Origin of the sequence: Pseudomonas hydrolytica, assembly GCF_021495345.1 — a bacterium.
In the GTDB taxonomy this organism is placed as follows: domain Bacteria; phylum Pseudomonadota; class Gammaproteobacteria; order Pseudomonadales; family Pseudomonadaceae; genus Aquipseudomonas; species Aquipseudomonas hydrolytica.
The window spans coordinates 1840277-1853601 of record NZ_CP099397.1; the positions used below are offsets into that span (position 1 = coordinate 1840277).

Genomic DNA, 13325 nt, shown 5'->3' on the forward strand with positions numbered 1-13325 from the left:
AACGCCGCGAACCCTGCACGGGATTCGCGGCGTTTTTCGTTGCGGCTTCAAGCCTTACTTGGACAGGTACTTCATCCCGTCTTCCAGGCCCTGCAGGGTCAGCGGGTACATACGATCCTCGATCAGCTCACGCACCAGATTGGTGGAGGCGGTGTAGTTCCAGGTGTCCTTGGGGTAGGGGTTGATCCAGATGATCTTCTTGAACTTCTCGGTGAAGCGTTTCATCCAGACGTAGCCGGCTTCCTCGTTCCAATGCTCGACGCTGCCGCCGGCCTGGGTGATCTCGTAGGGGGCCATGGCCGCATCGCCGACGAACACCACCTTGTAGTCGGCGCCGTACTTGTGCAGCAGGTCCATCGTCGAGGTGCGCTCGCTGGTGCGGCGCAGGTTGTTCTTCCACACGCTCTCGTAGATGAAATTGTGGAAGTAGAAATATTCCAGGTGTTTGAATTCGGTCTTGCAGGCCGAGAACAGCTCCTCGCAGACCTTGACGTGGGCATCCATCGAGCCGCCGATGTCCAGCAGCAGCAGGAGCTTGACCGTGTTGCGCCGTTCCGGGCGCATCTGGATGTTGAGCAGGCCACCGTCTTTTGCAGTGTGGTCGATGGTGCCGTCCAGATCCAGCTCTTCGGCCGCGCCCTGACGGGCGAACTTGCGCAGGCGGCGCAGCGCCACCTTGATGTTGCGCGTGCCCAGCTCGACCTGGTCGTCGAGGTTCTTGTACTCGCGCTGGTCCCACACCTTGGCGGCCTTGCCCTGGCGCTTGCCGGCATCGCCCACGCGAATGCCTTCCGGGTTGTAGCCGCCGGAGCCGAACGGGCTGGTGCCGCCGGTGCCGATCCACTTGTTGCCGCCGGCGTGCTTTTCCTTCTGCTCCTCGAGGCGCTTCTTGAACTCCTCGATCAGCTTGTCCAGGCCGCCGAGGCTCTGGATCTGCGCCTTCTCCTCGTCGGTCAGCAGGCGCTCGAACTCCTTACGCAGCCACTCCTCGGGGATCATCGCCTCGATATGCTGATTGAGGTTTTCCAAGCCCTTGAAGTAGGCGCCGAAGGCGCGGTCGAACTTGTCGAAGTGACGTTCGTCCTTCACCAGAATCGCGCGCGCCAGGTAATAGAATTCGTCCATGTCTGCGAACACGACGTTGTGCTTGAGCGCGTTGATCAGGTCGAGCAGCTCGCGCACCGACACCGGCACCTTGGCCGCACGCATTTCGTTGAACAGGTTGAGCAGCATGCTATGCCCTCATGAAAGTCTGTGACTGCCTGTGGCCACTGCCCGCACCAGAGGAAGGGCGAGCGAGCTAGAGTCAGGCAAGGCGAGAGCAGGCGAGCAAGCGCAGTGTACTTTTGTACATGAGCATTGCGAGCCTGCTCTCAACGCAGCCTGGCCGACGCGCAGCCGCCCGATGTTTACCGAGAAGCGCGGCGCGCCATAAAGGCCAGGCGCTCGAGCAGCTGCACATCCTGCTCGTTCTTCACCAGGGCACCGGCCAGCGGCGGGATGGCCTTGGTCGGGTCGCGCTCGCGCAGCACCGCTTCACCGATATTGTCGGCCATCAGCAGCTTGAGCCAGTCCACCAGTTCGCTGGTCGATGGCTTCTTCTTCAGGCCCGGCACCTTGCGCACGTCGAAGAACACGTCCAGCGCCTCGGCCACCAGTTCGCCGCTGATGTTGGGGTAGTGCACGTCGACGATCTTCTTCAGGGTGTCGCGATCCGGGAAGGCGATGTAGTGGAAGAAGCAGCGGCGCAGGAAGGCGTCCGGCAGTTCCTTCTCGTTGTTCGAGGTGATGATGATGATCGGCCGCTGCTTGGCCTTGATCGTCTCGTTGGTCTCGTAAACGTAGAACTCCATCTTGTCGAGTTCCTGCAACAGGTCATTGGGGAACTCGATGTCGGCCTTGTCGATCTCGTCGATCAGCAGGATCACGCGCTCGTCGGACTCGAACGCCTCCCACAGCTTGCCCTTCTTGATGTAGTTGCGAACGTCGTGAACCTTGTCGGAATCGAGCTGCGAATCGCGCAGGCGGCTGACCGCATCGTATTCGTACAGGCCCTGGTGCGCCTTGGTGGTGGACTTGATGTGCCAGGTGATCAGCTTGGCGCCGAAGGCCTCGGCCAGTTGCTCGGCGAGCATGGTCTTGCCGGTACCTGGCTCGCCCTTGACCAGCAGCGGGCGCTGCAGGGTAATGGCGGCATTGACCGCGAGCTTGAGGTCGTCGGTGGCGACGTAGGACTGGGTGCCTTCGAACTTCATCGGAAAATCCTCGAACGGTAACGGCCGGCCGTGCCGGGCGTTCGGTATCAGGTTGAAGCGCTGACTATAACGTGCGTCCCGGCGCAGTGTGAACGCAGACGCAGCATTCAGTCACTGAATGGTCGGTCACGGGGCTGCGCGCCTGCTGGAACTTGCCCGCTAGGCGTCGTCCTGTTGCGGCGGCGGACGTTCGAAGCGCGGATCGAAGGCCTCGACGAAGCCATTGCGCAGGATTTCCAGAAAGGCCTGGAAGGCGCTCACTTCCTGATCATGCACGTTGCCGCTGAGCTCCACGCGGGTGGCGAACTGATCGCGGCGCTGGTTCTTCAACAGGGTTTCGCCACCGCCGACCAGCGCCTCCCACAGCGAGCGCAGCACGCCCTTGTCCTCGTCTTCGACATCCTGCTCCCAGTCGAACACCTCCACTTCGCGCAGCAGCGGCTTGATATAGCCGCTGAGCTGGGCATCGTCGGCGCTGGCCTCGATCACCAGGTCGCCGCTGCCGCGCTTGAAGTCGAAGCGGCCATAGGCACGGGCGAAGTCGTTGAAGCGGGTCAGGTCGATGTCCCGCGCGCGCAGGCGCAGCTCGAAATCCTCGAATTGCTCGAACGGATCGAAGGTCGCCTCGGCTTCCAGCGGCGCGTGCTCCAGCAGAAGGGCGCGACCTTCGAAATGCGCGACCCGGTCGCCCGGCTCGTCACCGACATTGGTGAGGTTGTAAAGGCTGGCGTTGACCTCGTCCGCGCTCAGTTCCACCTTGGGACTGGTGGTGAAGTTGTGAAAGGTGATGCGTCCGTCGATCACTCGCAGTTCGTTGAGGGTGATGGGCAGCAGCTTGTTCAACTGGTCGCGCCAGTCGGTGCCGGCACCGGTCTGGTCGGCCTGCTCATTCTCGCCGCCATCAACGAAGTTCAACTGCGGTCGTTCGAAGTACACCTCGGCCACCACCGCGCGCTCGCGCCACAACGGCGGCCAGCTCACCGAGATGTCGATCAGCGGGGCGTCGAGCAGCGGCACCGGTACGTCGCCGGTCACCTTGACGATGCTCAGCCCGTTGATTCGGTAGGCACCGCGCCACCAGGCCAGGTCGATATCGCTGATCCGGCCCTGGTAGTCGCCCATGTCGGCGAGCTTGTCGTTGAGGTAGTCGCGAATCAGCCAGGGCAGGGTCAGCTGCGCCGCCAGCACCAGCAGCAGCGCAACGAGCACGGCCCTGAGGGGCCAGCTGTAGCGTCGTTTCATCGGACAGTCCATCGAGTCACCTATCTTCGATGGACTGCGCGCGCGGCATTCTGTTCGGCTGGACTGCCGCTGCACCTGGGCATAGGCTGGTGTCTTTATCCGACGTTCATCTGCTTAGGAAGGAATCATGAGCCGCATCTTCGCTGACAACTCCCAGGCCATCGGCAATACACCGCTGGTGATGATCAACCGCCTGGGGCCGAAAGGCGTGACCATCCTCGCCAAGATCGAGGGGCGCAACCCGGCCTATTCGGTCAAGTGCCGCATCGGCGCCAGCATGATCTGGGACGCCGAGGAGCGCGGTGTGCTCAAGCCGGGCATGACCATCGTCGAGCCTACCTCGGGCAACACCGGCATCGGCCTGGCCTTCGTCGCCGCCGCGCGCGGCTACAAGCTCGTGCTGACCATGCCGGCATCGATGAGCCTGGAGCGACGCAAGGTGCTCAAGGCCCTGGGTGCCGAGCTGGTACTGACCGAGCCGGCCAAGGGCATGAAGGGCGCCATCGAGAAGGCCAACGAGCTGGCCGCCGCCAACCCCGACTACTACCTGCCGCAGCAATTCGAGAACCCGGCCAACCCGGCCATTCATGAAAAGACCACCGGCCCGGAGATCTGGCGTGATACCGACGGCGCCATCGACGTGCTGGTGGCCGGTGTCGGCACCGGCGGCACCATTACCGGCGTATCGCGCTACATCAAGCAGAATCAGGGCAAGCCGATCCTCTCGGTGGCGGTGGAGCCGGTGGGTTCGCCGGTGATCAGCCAGACCCTGGCGGGCGCCGAGGTCAAGCCGGCGCCGCACAAGATCCAGGGCATCGGCGCCGGTTTCGTGCCGAAGAACCTCGACCTGGCGATGGTCGATCAGGTCGAACAGGTGGCCGACGAGGACGCCAAGGCCATGGCGCTGCGTCTGATGCGCGAGGAGGGCATTCTCTGCGGCATCTCATGCGGCGCGGCGATGGTCGCGGCGGTGCGTCTGGCGGAGAAGCCGGAAATGCTGGGCAAGACCATCGTGGTGATCCTGCCGGACTCGGGCGAGCGCTACCTGACTTCGATGCTGTTCGATGGCCTGTTCACCGAACAGGAGCTGCAGCAGTAACAACCGATTCAGCGCAACCAAGCCGCCTACGGGCGGCTTTTTCGTAGGGGCACCGCGTCCGATCGCAGGGTGCGCCGTGCGCACCGCGGCTCAGGCTTTGACAGCCGATTGCATCATCAGCCATGGCGCCATGCCGATCAGTGGGTTTCAGCCATGGCCCTGGTGCGCACGGCGCACCCTACGCTCTGGCAGTCCCCGGCCGTAGGGTGCGCCATGCGCACCATCGCTCAGACTTTGGCAGCTCCTGGCCGCACCACCAGCCACAGGGCCAGCGCGATCAGCACGCCGCCCGGCAGGTAGTCCCAACTGAGTGGTTCGCCCAGCAGCAGGGCGCCCCAGAGGACGCCGAACGGCGGTATCAGGAAGGTGGTGGTGCTGGCCTTGATCGGCCCGATATCCGCCAGCAGGCGGAAATACAGGACATAGGCGAACGCCGTGCAGACCAGGCCGAGGGCAGCCAGCGACAGCCATACCTCGATGCCTCCCCAGCTTGGCGGCGGTTGCAGCGCCAGGCTGCCGGCGAACAACGGCAGCAGGAACACACTGGCGCCGACCAGGCTGGCGAAGGCGGTCAGGCGGTTGTCCAGGCCGCCCTGCTGGCCGATCCAGCGGCGGGTGAGAAAACCGGCGAAGCCATAGCAGGTGGTGGCCACCAGGCAGGCGCCGGCACCGAGCAGCAGTTGCAGATCGAAGGCCACCGGGCCGGTGCGGGTCAGCACCGCCACGCCGAGCAGGCCGAGAAACACGCCCGCCGCCTTGCTCGGGGTGATGCCTTCATGGAAGAACAGTGCGCCGATCAGTACGCCCATCAAGGGCGTGGTGGCGTTGAAGATCGCCGAGTAACCGGCCGGCAGGATCAGCGCCGCCAGGCAGTACATGGCCGAAGGCAGGCCGGCGTTGATCACCCCCAGCCCCAGGCAGATGCGCAGCTTGCCGCGAAAGTCCCAGTCGCTGCGCAGCAGCACCAGCAGTGCGAGCAGGCCCAGCGCGCCGAAGCTGGCGCGAAAGAAGGCAGTCGGCATGCTGCCCAGCGCCGGCGCGGCAACGCGCATGAACAGGAAGCTGGCGCCCCAGATGGCGGCAAGCAGCAGCAGGCGAAACAGATCGGCGGTACGCAAGGTGGTATATCCGTCAGGATGGGGCCGAGAGTGTTGCCGCTGGGCGGGGTTCTGGCAATCCGCATTGCGCTTTCGAACGAGGTTTGTGCCAACCCGTAGCCCGGATGAAATCCGGGGACCGGGGATAGTCCCCGGATTGCATTCGGGCTACGTTTGGCCGACTTTGCGGCTAAGCTCGCTTCACTCATTTCCTTGCGAGGCACTTCCATGGGGCAACAATGGCCGGCCGGCGAGATCGCTCGCCTGATCCTCGATGGCTTCGACGATTACCGCGAGCACTTTCGTCAGATCACCGATGGCGCGCGGGTGCGCTTCGAGCAGGCGCAATGGCAGGAGGCGCAGCGCGCCTCGGCCGCGCGCATCAATCTGTACGAAGAGAAGGTGGCGCAGACCCGTGAGCGCCTGCTCGAGGGCTTCGATGAGTCCTTGCTGGAAGTGGGTCAGTGGCCTCTAGTGAAAAGCGCCTATATCGCCCTGATCGATCTGCGCTTCGACGACGAACTGGCGGAAACCTGGTTCAACTCGATCTTCTGCAGCCTGTTCAGCCATGACCTGATCAGCGATGGCTGCATGTTCATCCATACCACCCGACCGTCGCTGCGCAACCAGCCCAGCGCTGCGCAGACGCGCAGCTACCGGCCTGCCGGCGAACTGCACCTGGCCTTGCAGGCGATCTTCGACGACTACCGTTTCGACGTGCCCTATGAGGATCTGCCGCGCGATTTGCAACGCCTGGAGGAGCAGCTGCGCGCCAGCCTGCCGGACTGGATCTGCAAGGACCCGCAGCTGTGCATCGAGCTGTTCTCCTCGGTGTTGTACCGCAACAAGGGTGCCTATCTGGTCGGGCGCATCTACACCCCGGACGAGCAATGGCCGCTGGTGATCCCCCTGCTGCACCGCGAAGGGCTGGGCATCCAGGTCGATGCGGCGATCACCGACGAGGCGGAGGTGTCGATCATCTTCTCCTTCACTCGCAGCTATTTCATGGTGGACGTGGCGATTCCCGCCGAGTTCGTCGGTTTTCTCAAGCGCATCCTGCCGGGCAAGCACATCGCCGAGCTGTACACCTCGATCGGTTTCTACAAGCACGGTAAGTCCGAATTCTACCGTGCCCTGATCGGCCACCTGGCCAGCACCGATGACCGCTTCATCATGGCGCCCGGGGTGCGCGGCATGGTGATGAGCGTGTTCACCCTGCCGGGCTTCAATACCGTGTTCAAGATCATCAAGGACCGCTTCGCCCACGCCAAGACGGTGGACCGCAAGACGGTGATCGAGAAGTATCGGCTGGTGAAGAGCGTCGATCGGGTAGGGCGCATGGCCGATACCCAGGAGTTCTCCGACTTCCGTTTCCCCAAGGCCAAGTTCGAGCCCGAATGCCTGGCCGAACTGCTCGAGGTAGCGCCCTCGACCGTGGTGGTGGAGGGCGACACCGTCCTGGTCCGGCACTGCTGGACGGAGCGGCGCATGACGCCGTTGAACCTCTACCTCGAGAGCGCCAGCGAGGCGCAGGTGCGCGAGGCGCTGGACGACTACGGCCTGGCCATCAAGCAGCTGGCGGCGGCCAATATCTTCCCCGGCGACATGCTGCTGAAGAACTTCGGCGTCACCCGTCACGGCCGTGTGGTGTTCTACGACTACGACGAGATCTGCTTTCTTACCGAAGTGAATTTCCGCCGTATTCCGCCGCCGCGCTTTCCCGAGGACGAGATGAGCTCCGAACCCTGGTATTCGGTAGGGCCGATGGACGTGTTTCCGGAAGAGTTTCCGCCTTTTCTGTTCGCCGATATCAAGCAGCGCCGGCTGTTCAGCCAGCTGCACGGCAATCTCTATGACGCCGATTACTGGAAGCAATTGCAGGATGCGATTCGTGCCGGCAAGGTAATCGACGTGTTTCCCTATCGGCGCAAGAGTCCGGTGGAGTGATCCAGGTCAGTTGAATTCGGGCCTGGCGCAACTAATCTGTTAACAGAGCCGGCTGCGGCCGGTTCGTCCATTCACTTGGCAGGAGGTCGTACCCATGCTCGCCAAGCTGCAAGAACAGTTTCACCGCCTGCTGCAGGCCTTCGGAGTCGGCACCCTGCAACCCCAGCCAGTACGCATCAGCCAGGCCGAGCAGGAGCGCCTGCGTCGCGAGGCGCGTGGGCGTCGCTGACAGGCCCGTCAACTGAGCCGATGGGCGTCGAACCAGGCGTCTATCAGCTCGCGCATGCGCTCGCCGGAGAAACTCGCGAAATGCCCGCCGTGCACGGTGCGTACGGGCAGCTCGCGCAGGCGCGCAAGGCTGCGCGCGTAATCCTCCAGGTTGGAGTGGTAGGCGTCCTCGATCAGCGGGCCGTCGTAGAGGATGTCGCCGGAGAACAGCGTCTGCGTCCTCGTTTCCCACAGGCTGATACCGCCGGGTGAATGGCCGGGCGTGTGCAGCACCTGCAACACCCGATCTCCCAGATCCAGCACATCGCCATCCTCGATCAGGCGGGTGGCCGGCGCTGCCCGTACCCGGTATTCGGCGTAGCACAGCGGGCAGTCCGGATGCGCCTCGAACATCTCGTCGCCGACGAAGTCCGTGGCCAGGGTATTGGCGCCATCCGGTGCGGCGAGGATCTCGGCCTCGGCCGGATGCACCAGGCGCTCGGCGAATTCGTGATGCCCGGCGATATGGTCGAAATGGCAGTGGCTGGCCACCGCCAGCAGCGGCTTTTCGGTCAGCCAGGGCAGCTGCTCGCGCAGGCTGACCAGCCCGGAGCCGGAGTCGATCAGCACGTCATGCGCGCGCCCCTGCACATGCCACATGTTGCAGCGGTAGAAGGGGCGCACGTAGGGCTCGAGGATCAGGCAGATGCCATCGTGGCGGTGCTCCACCTCGAACCAGCGGTCACGGCTGACGATTTTCATGGTGGTTACTCAAACCGGGTTCGCATTCGGCGATGACCTTGGCGGGTTGCACCCGCCCTACGGGGCGTCGTTTCCGGTAGGGCGGGTGCAACCCGCCGCGCTCCTCATCACGCTACGCCAGCTGCGCCTCCGCTACCAGTCTCGTAGGGTGCGCCGCGCGCACCGGCTCTTTTCGCTCGTTCAATTGGCCGCGCTACGCCAGCTGTGCCCGCGGCACCAGCACCCAGCGCCGCAGCACGGCATAGCTCGCAGCGGTGATCAGGAACACCGGCAGCGAAGCGCCCCAAGCCAGCGGCGAGACCCAGCCCCAGTAATAAGCCAGCGCCGCACCCAGGCCGTAGGCGACGAAGGCGGCCGGGTTGAAGCCGTTCAGGTAGCGATAGCGGCCGCCGTCCTCGCTGAGCAGCTCGTCCACCGCGTAGTCGCCCTTGTGAATCAGGAAGTAGTCGGCGATCAGCACGGCGAAGGCGGGGATGAACACGCTGCCGATCACCAGCAAAAAGCTCTGGAAGTTGTCGAGAATGCCGGGGATCTGCGAACCCAGGATCGACAGCACGCCGATGCACAGCGCCGGCTTCCAGAAGCGGGTGTTCGGGCTGATGTTCAGGTACGACAGCGAGGCGCTGTACACGCACATGACGTTGGTGGTCATCACCGAGAGGAAGACCACGATGGCCGCCGGCAGACCGAAGCCGAAACCGGCCAGCAGCACGGCGGGATCATAGGTCTGCTCCATGCCGGTGAGTACCGAGAAGCCCGACACCGTGGCGCCCAGGCCCATGGCCAGCAGCGTGGCGGCGACATAGCCGACCCAGGTGCCGACCGCCGCCACGCCCTGGCTGCGGCAGTTGCGGTTGTAGTCGGCGGCCAGCGGAATCCAGGAAAACGCGGTGGCGATGACGATATCGAAGGCGATGCCGGGGGTGATCTCGTTGCGCGGCTCGGTGGGCATGGCCAAAAGGCTTTCGAACTCGAACTGCTGCCCCATCACGTAGAACACCGCACCGGCCAGCAGGAGCATGCCGATGGCGGCCCAGCGCTCGACGCGCTCGATGCCCAGGTGGCCGCGCAGGGCGATCAGCAGCACCAGGGTCTCGCAGAGGATGGTGAACAGCGCCAGGTTGGAATAGCCGGTCAGGTGCTCCACCGCGTAGTTCAGGCTCATGCCGGCCAGCAGCGCCTGGATCCAGCTCCAGGCCAGCAGGGTCAGCAGGTTGACCAGCGACGGCAGCTTGGCGCCGTGCACGCCATAACTGCCGCGGGCCAGCACCATGGTGGTCAGGCCGCTGCGCTGGCCCATCAGACCGACCAGCACCAGCGGCAGAATGCCGATACCGGAGCCGATCAGGACGATGAGCATGGCCTGGGTAAATTTCAGATCCGGCACCAGCAGCATGCCGGTGAGGATGGTGGTGACCACCACGTTGGCGCCCAGCCACAGGGCGGTGGTGCCGCCGAGGCCGAGGCTGCGATGGCCTTGGTCGGTGGGGGCCAGACCGTCCTGGCCGAAATGCTGGCTGAGATGCTTGAACATGTAACGACTCCCCGTACTTGATTATTGGTATTGGTGATCGGCAGTCAGTGGTGCAGCTAGGTCTTGTAGTTATGGCCGTGGCCCGGATGCAATCCGGGCCACGGTTCAGGGATGAAAGGGCGCGGCCTCCTGCACTTCGATGATCAGCGGGCGATCCTGCGGGGCGCTGCGCAGCAGTTCGGCCAGATGCGCATGGTCGCGCGCTCGTTCGGCGGCGCAGCCGAAGCCGCGGGCGATGGCCAGCAGGTCCGGGGTGTAGATGTCGACGCCGATAGGCTCGATGTCGCGGCGCTGCATGTAGCGCTTGATCTCGCCGTAGCCGGCGTTGTTCCACAGCAGCACGACGATGCCGACCCGCGCTTCCACGGCGCTGGCCAGCTCGGGCAGGGTGAACTGGATGCCGCCGTCGCCCATCAGGCTGATCACCGGGCGCTGCGGCTCGGCCAGCTTGGCGCCGATGGCCGCAGGCAGGCCGTAGCCGAGGGTGCCGTAGCCGGTGGAGGCGTTGAACCAGCGCCGCGCGCCGTCCAGCTCCACCAGGTGATTGCCGCTGTACACGGTCTGCGTCGAGTCGCCGACGAAGCGGGCATCGGGCAGGGCATCCAGGATGCAGTCGAACAGCTGGCGGTAATGCGCCCAGCCGCTGAAGTCCTCGTTCAGGCGTGCCTGCACGGCGGCGGTGCGCCGTGCGCCGGGGCTGTCCGCACGGGGTTCGCCGGGGTTGAACTCGGCCAGCAGCATGCGCATGGCCACGCGAGCATCGCCCTGGATCGCCAGGTGCGGGGTGAAGTTGCGCTGCAGCTGCTGGGCATCGATGTCGATGCGGATCAGCCGGCCGGGCAGGCGGAAGTCGCCGTCGAACACCACGTCGTAGTCGGTCTCGCCCAGTTCGGTGCCGATGGCCAGCACCAGGTCGGCCTCCAGCGCCAGGTCGCGCACCGGGCGCAGCGACTGGTTGCTGCCCAGCAGCAGCGGGTGGCCCGGCGGCAGCAGGCCCTTGGCGTTGATGGTCAGCGCGGTCGGTGTATCCAGCGCGGCGGCCAGGGCGCGCGCTTCGGCTTCGGCGGCGACGCAACCACCACCGAGCAGCAGCAGGGGGCGTTCGGCCTGCTTGAGCAGGCCGGCCGCCTCGCGGATCAGCGTGCGGTTGGGCGCCGGGCGGCGCACGGTCGGCCGCGGCGCCACGGCCATATGGGTGGCCTCGGCGGTAATGATGTCCAACGGCAACTCGATATGCACCGGGCGCGGCCGCTCGCCCTCGAACACGGCGAAGGCGCGGGCCAGCACGCCGGGCAGCTCCTCGACGCTCATCAGGGTATGGCTGAAGGCGGTGACGCCGGCGGTCATGGCTCGCTGGTTGGGCAGCTCGTGCAGATAGCCCTTGCCCAGGCCGAGGCGCGCACGCTCGTTGACGCTGGAGATCACCAGCATGGGGATGGAATCGGCATAGGCCTGGCCCATGGCGGTGAGAATGTTGGTCATCCCCGGGCCGGTGATGATGAAGCACACGCCCGGCTTGCCGGAGACGCGGGCATAGCCGTCGGCCATGAAGCCTGCGCCCTGTTCGTGGCGCGGAGTGATATGGCGGATGCCGCTACCCGGCAGGCCGCGGTACAGCTCCACGGTGTGCACGCCGGGGATGCCGAACACGGTGTCGACGCCCCAGGCTTCGAGTTGCTTGACGAGAAATTCGCCGCAGGTGGTCATGGTCAGATCCTGTGTGGAAAGGAAGACCCTCACTCCCGATCCCTCTCCCGCAGGGAGAGGGGAAGGAATGGGTTAGCCGACTATCCAGTGCGCCATCAGCGCGATGATCGGCAGGGTGATCAGGGTACGGATGATGAAGATGGCGAACAGCTCCAGCAGGTTCAGCGGCAGCTTGGCCTTGATGATCAGCACGCCCACTTCGGACATGTAGATCAGCTGGGTCAGCGACACGCAAGCCACCACGAAGCGGGTCAGCTCGCTCTCGATGCCCTTGCCCAGTACCGCCGGCAGGAACATGTCGGCGAAACCCACCAGCATGGCCGGCGCCGCCTTGGCCGCTTCCGGCAGCTGCAGGGCTTCGAGCAGGGGCACGAAGGGGTAGGACAGCCAGTTGAAAATCGGGGTGAACTCGGCAATCGCCAGGGAAACGGTGCCGATGGCCATCACCAGCGGCAGCAGACCCAGCCAGATGTCGACCACGTTGTGCACGCCGATCTTCACCATCTGCGCTGGCGAGGGGTTGGCATTGGCGCGTCTGACCGCCTGCAGCACGCCCCAGCGCAGCAGCGAGGTGCCGGCCGGCACGTCTTCCTTGATCTGCTTGCCGACGCCGGCGACGTAGTCGTCCTTCTTCCACGACAGCGGCGGAATGCGCGGGGTGATGATGGCGGCGGCCAGGCCGGCGACCACCACGGTGAGGTAGAAGGGCACGAACAGGTGATCGAGCTTCATGAAGCTGGTGATCAGCAGGCTGAAGGCGATCGAGGCGATGGAGAAGTTGGTGGCGATCACCGCCGTCTCTCGGGCGCTGTAGAAGCCTTTCTGGTATTGCTGGGCGGTGATCAGCACGCCGACGGTGCCGGAGCCGAGCCAGCTGGCGATGGCGTCGATGGCCGAGCGCCCGGGCAGGCCGAAGACCTTGCGAAATACGTTGCGCACGATGGTGCCGATGAACTCCATCAGGCCATAGTCGGTGAGCAGCGGCAGGATCAGGCCGGCGACCAGGAAGAAGGTGATCAGCACCGGCGCCAGGTCCTTGAGCACCACGCCGCCGGTGTTGGCGTTCCAGATCCATTCCGGGCCGAACTGCCAGAAGGTCATGGCGGCGAACAGCGCGCCGAGCACGCGCAGACCCAGCCACAGCGGATGCAGCACGAACAGGTCATTCAGCGCACGACGTTCGGTCAGCCACTTGGGCTTGAGCAGGCTGCCGAGCAGGCCGAGGGCGGCGGAGACAAGCAGCAGGGCGGTGGCGATGGCCGGCAGCTGATCGCTGACCGCGGCCTTGAGCGCGTCGGCCATCACGCCGAGGCCGATGGTGACCTTCTCCTCATAGACGATGGGGGTGAGAAACAGCAGCACGCCGAGCAGCGACGGGATCAGGAAGATCAGGAACTGGCGCAAGCTGTAGGAGGTGTCGGCCGGCGGCTGGTCATCCAGCAGCGGCATGGTTTCTTCGCGATTCATCTGGGCAC

The 13325-nt window shown here is 64.8% G+C and carries 11 protein-coding genes; 3 read left to right on the forward strand and 8 right to left on the reverse strand.

Going from position 1 to position 13325, the window contains the following annotated elements; translation table 11 throughout:
- Nucleotides 1-54 precede the first annotated feature (54 nt).
- From L1F06_RS08550 to L1F06_RS08560, 3 genes are all read right to left on the reverse strand, one after another.
- Entirely contained in the window at nt 55-1233 is a 1179-nt protein-coding gene (locus tag L1F06_RS08550) for a vWA domain-containing protein (protein ID WP_129483053.1), read from the reverse strand.
- A gap of 176 nt (nt 1234-1409) precedes the next feature.
- Nucleotides 1410-2255: an AAA family ATPase gene (locus L1F06_RS08555; protein WP_012018283.1), complete on the reverse strand. Its 846-nt coding sequence runs from the start codon at nt 2253-2255 to the stop codon at nt 1410-1412.
- A 159-nt stretch (nt 2256-2414) separates the two neighbouring features.
- Complete coding sequence (locus tag L1F06_RS08560; RefSeq protein ID WP_129483052.1) at nt 2415-3497, reverse strand: DUF748 domain-containing protein; 1083 nt, start codon at nt 3495-3497, stop codon at nt 2415-2417.
- A gap of 127 nt (nt 3498-3624) precedes the next feature.
- Between L1F06_RS08560 and cysK the strand changes: the two genes are divergently transcribed.
- Nucleotides 3625-4596 (forward strand): cysteine synthase A, encoded by a 972-nt coding sequence (gene cysK, locus L1F06_RS08565; RefSeq protein WP_129483051.1) that lies wholly within the window; start codon nt 3625-3627, stop codon nt 4594-4596.
- 227 nt (nt 4597-4823) lie between these two features.
- Here cysK and L1F06_RS08570 read toward each other — a convergent pair whose 3' ends face one another.
- The gene (locus L1F06_RS08570; protein ID WP_129483050.1) at nt 4824-5714 is read right to left on the reverse strand and encodes a DMT family transporter; all 891 of its coding nucleotides are present in this window, start codon (nt 5712-5714) and stop codon (nt 4824-4826) included.
- Nucleotides 5715-5921: 207 nt separating this feature from the next.
- Between L1F06_RS08570 and aceK the strand changes: the two genes are divergently transcribed.
- Nucleotides 5922-7640, forward strand: a complete 1719-nt coding sequence (gene aceK, locus L1F06_RS08575) for a bifunctional isocitrate dehydrogenase kinase/phosphatase (protein WP_129483049.1) — start codon at nt 5922-5924, stop codon at nt 7638-7640.
- 94 nt (nt 7641-7734) lie between these two features.
- On the forward strand, nt 7735-7869 hold the full coding sequence (locus L1F06_RS24940; protein WP_289781960.1) for a hypothetical protein: 135 nt from the start codon (nt 7735-7737) through the stop codon (nt 7867-7869).
- A gap of 8 nt (nt 7870-7877) precedes the next feature.
- Here L1F06_RS24940 and L1F06_RS08580 read toward each other — a convergent pair whose 3' ends face one another.
- The 4 genes from L1F06_RS08580 to L1F06_RS08595 all read right to left on the reverse strand — a co-directional run bounded on the left by L1F06_RS08580 (nt 7878) and on the right by L1F06_RS08595 (nt 13317).
- A complete protein-coding gene (locus L1F06_RS08580; protein WP_129483048.1) occupies nt 7878-8609 on the reverse strand; it encodes an MBL fold metallo-hydrolase in 732 nt (243 codons plus the stop codon).
- A gap of 193 nt (nt 8610-8802) precedes the next feature.
- Nucleotides 8803-10143, reverse strand: a complete 1341-nt coding sequence (locus L1F06_RS08585; RefSeq protein WP_003244622.1) for a purine-cytosine permease family protein — start codon at nt 10141-10143, stop codon at nt 8803-8805.
- A gap of 105 nt (nt 10144-10248) precedes the next feature.
- Nucleotides 10249-11850 carry a 5-guanidino-2-oxopentanoate decarboxylase gene (locus L1F06_RS08590; RefSeq protein ID WP_041772848.1) on the reverse strand — a complete coding sequence of 534 codons (1602 nt, stop codon included), beginning with the start codon at nt 11848-11850 and terminating at the stop codon, nt 10249-10251.
- 72 nt (nt 11851-11922) lie between these two features.
- Nucleotides 11923-13317 carry a YjiH family protein gene (locus L1F06_RS08595; protein ID WP_129483047.1) on the reverse strand — a complete coding sequence of 465 codons (1395 nt, stop codon included), beginning with the start codon at nt 13315-13317 and terminating at the stop codon, nt 11923-11925.
- Nucleotides 13318-13325: the final 8 nt, after the last annotated feature.

Excerpts from the sequence above, each read along its gene's own strand:
- L1F06_RS08550 (WP_129483053.1), bottom strand. The coding sequence starts at position 1,233 with ATGCTGCTCAACCTGTTCAACGAAATGCGTGCGGCCAAGGTGCCGGTG.
- L1F06_RS08555 (WP_012018283.1), bottom strand. The coding sequence starts at position 2,255 with ATGAAGTTCGAAGGCACCCAGTCCTACGTCGCCACCGACGACCTCAAG.
- L1F06_RS08560 (WP_129483052.1), bottom strand. The coding sequence starts at position 3,497 with ATGAAACGACGCTACAGCTGGCCCCTCAGGGCCGTGCTCGTTGCGCTG.
- cysK (WP_129483051.1), top strand. The coding sequence starts at position 3,625 with ATGAGCCGCATCTTCGCTGACAACTCCCAGGCCATCGGCAATACACCG.
- aceK (WP_129483049.1), top strand. The coding sequence starts at position 5,922 with ATGGGGCAACAATGGCCGGCCGGCGAGATCGCTCGCCTGATCCTCGAT.
- L1F06_RS24940 (WP_289781960.1), top strand. The coding sequence starts at position 7,735 with ATGCTCGCCAAGCTGCAAGAACAGTTTCACCGCCTGCTGCAGGCCTTC.
- L1F06_RS08580 (WP_129483048.1), bottom strand. The coding sequence starts at position 8,609 with ATGAAAATCGTCAGCCGTGACCGCTGGTTCGAGGTGGAGCACCGCCAC.
- L1F06_RS08585 (WP_003244622.1), bottom strand. The coding sequence starts at position 10,143 with ATGTTCAAGCATCTCAGCCAGCATTTCGGCCAGGACGGTCTGGCCCCC.
- L1F06_RS08590 (WP_041772848.1), bottom strand. The coding sequence starts at position 11,850 with ATGACCACCTGCGGCGAATTTCTCGTCAAGCAACTCGAAGCCTGGGGC.
- L1F06_RS08595 (WP_129483047.1), bottom strand. The coding sequence starts at position 13,317 with ATGAATCGCGAAGAAACCATGCCGCTGCTGGATGACCAGCCGCCGGCC.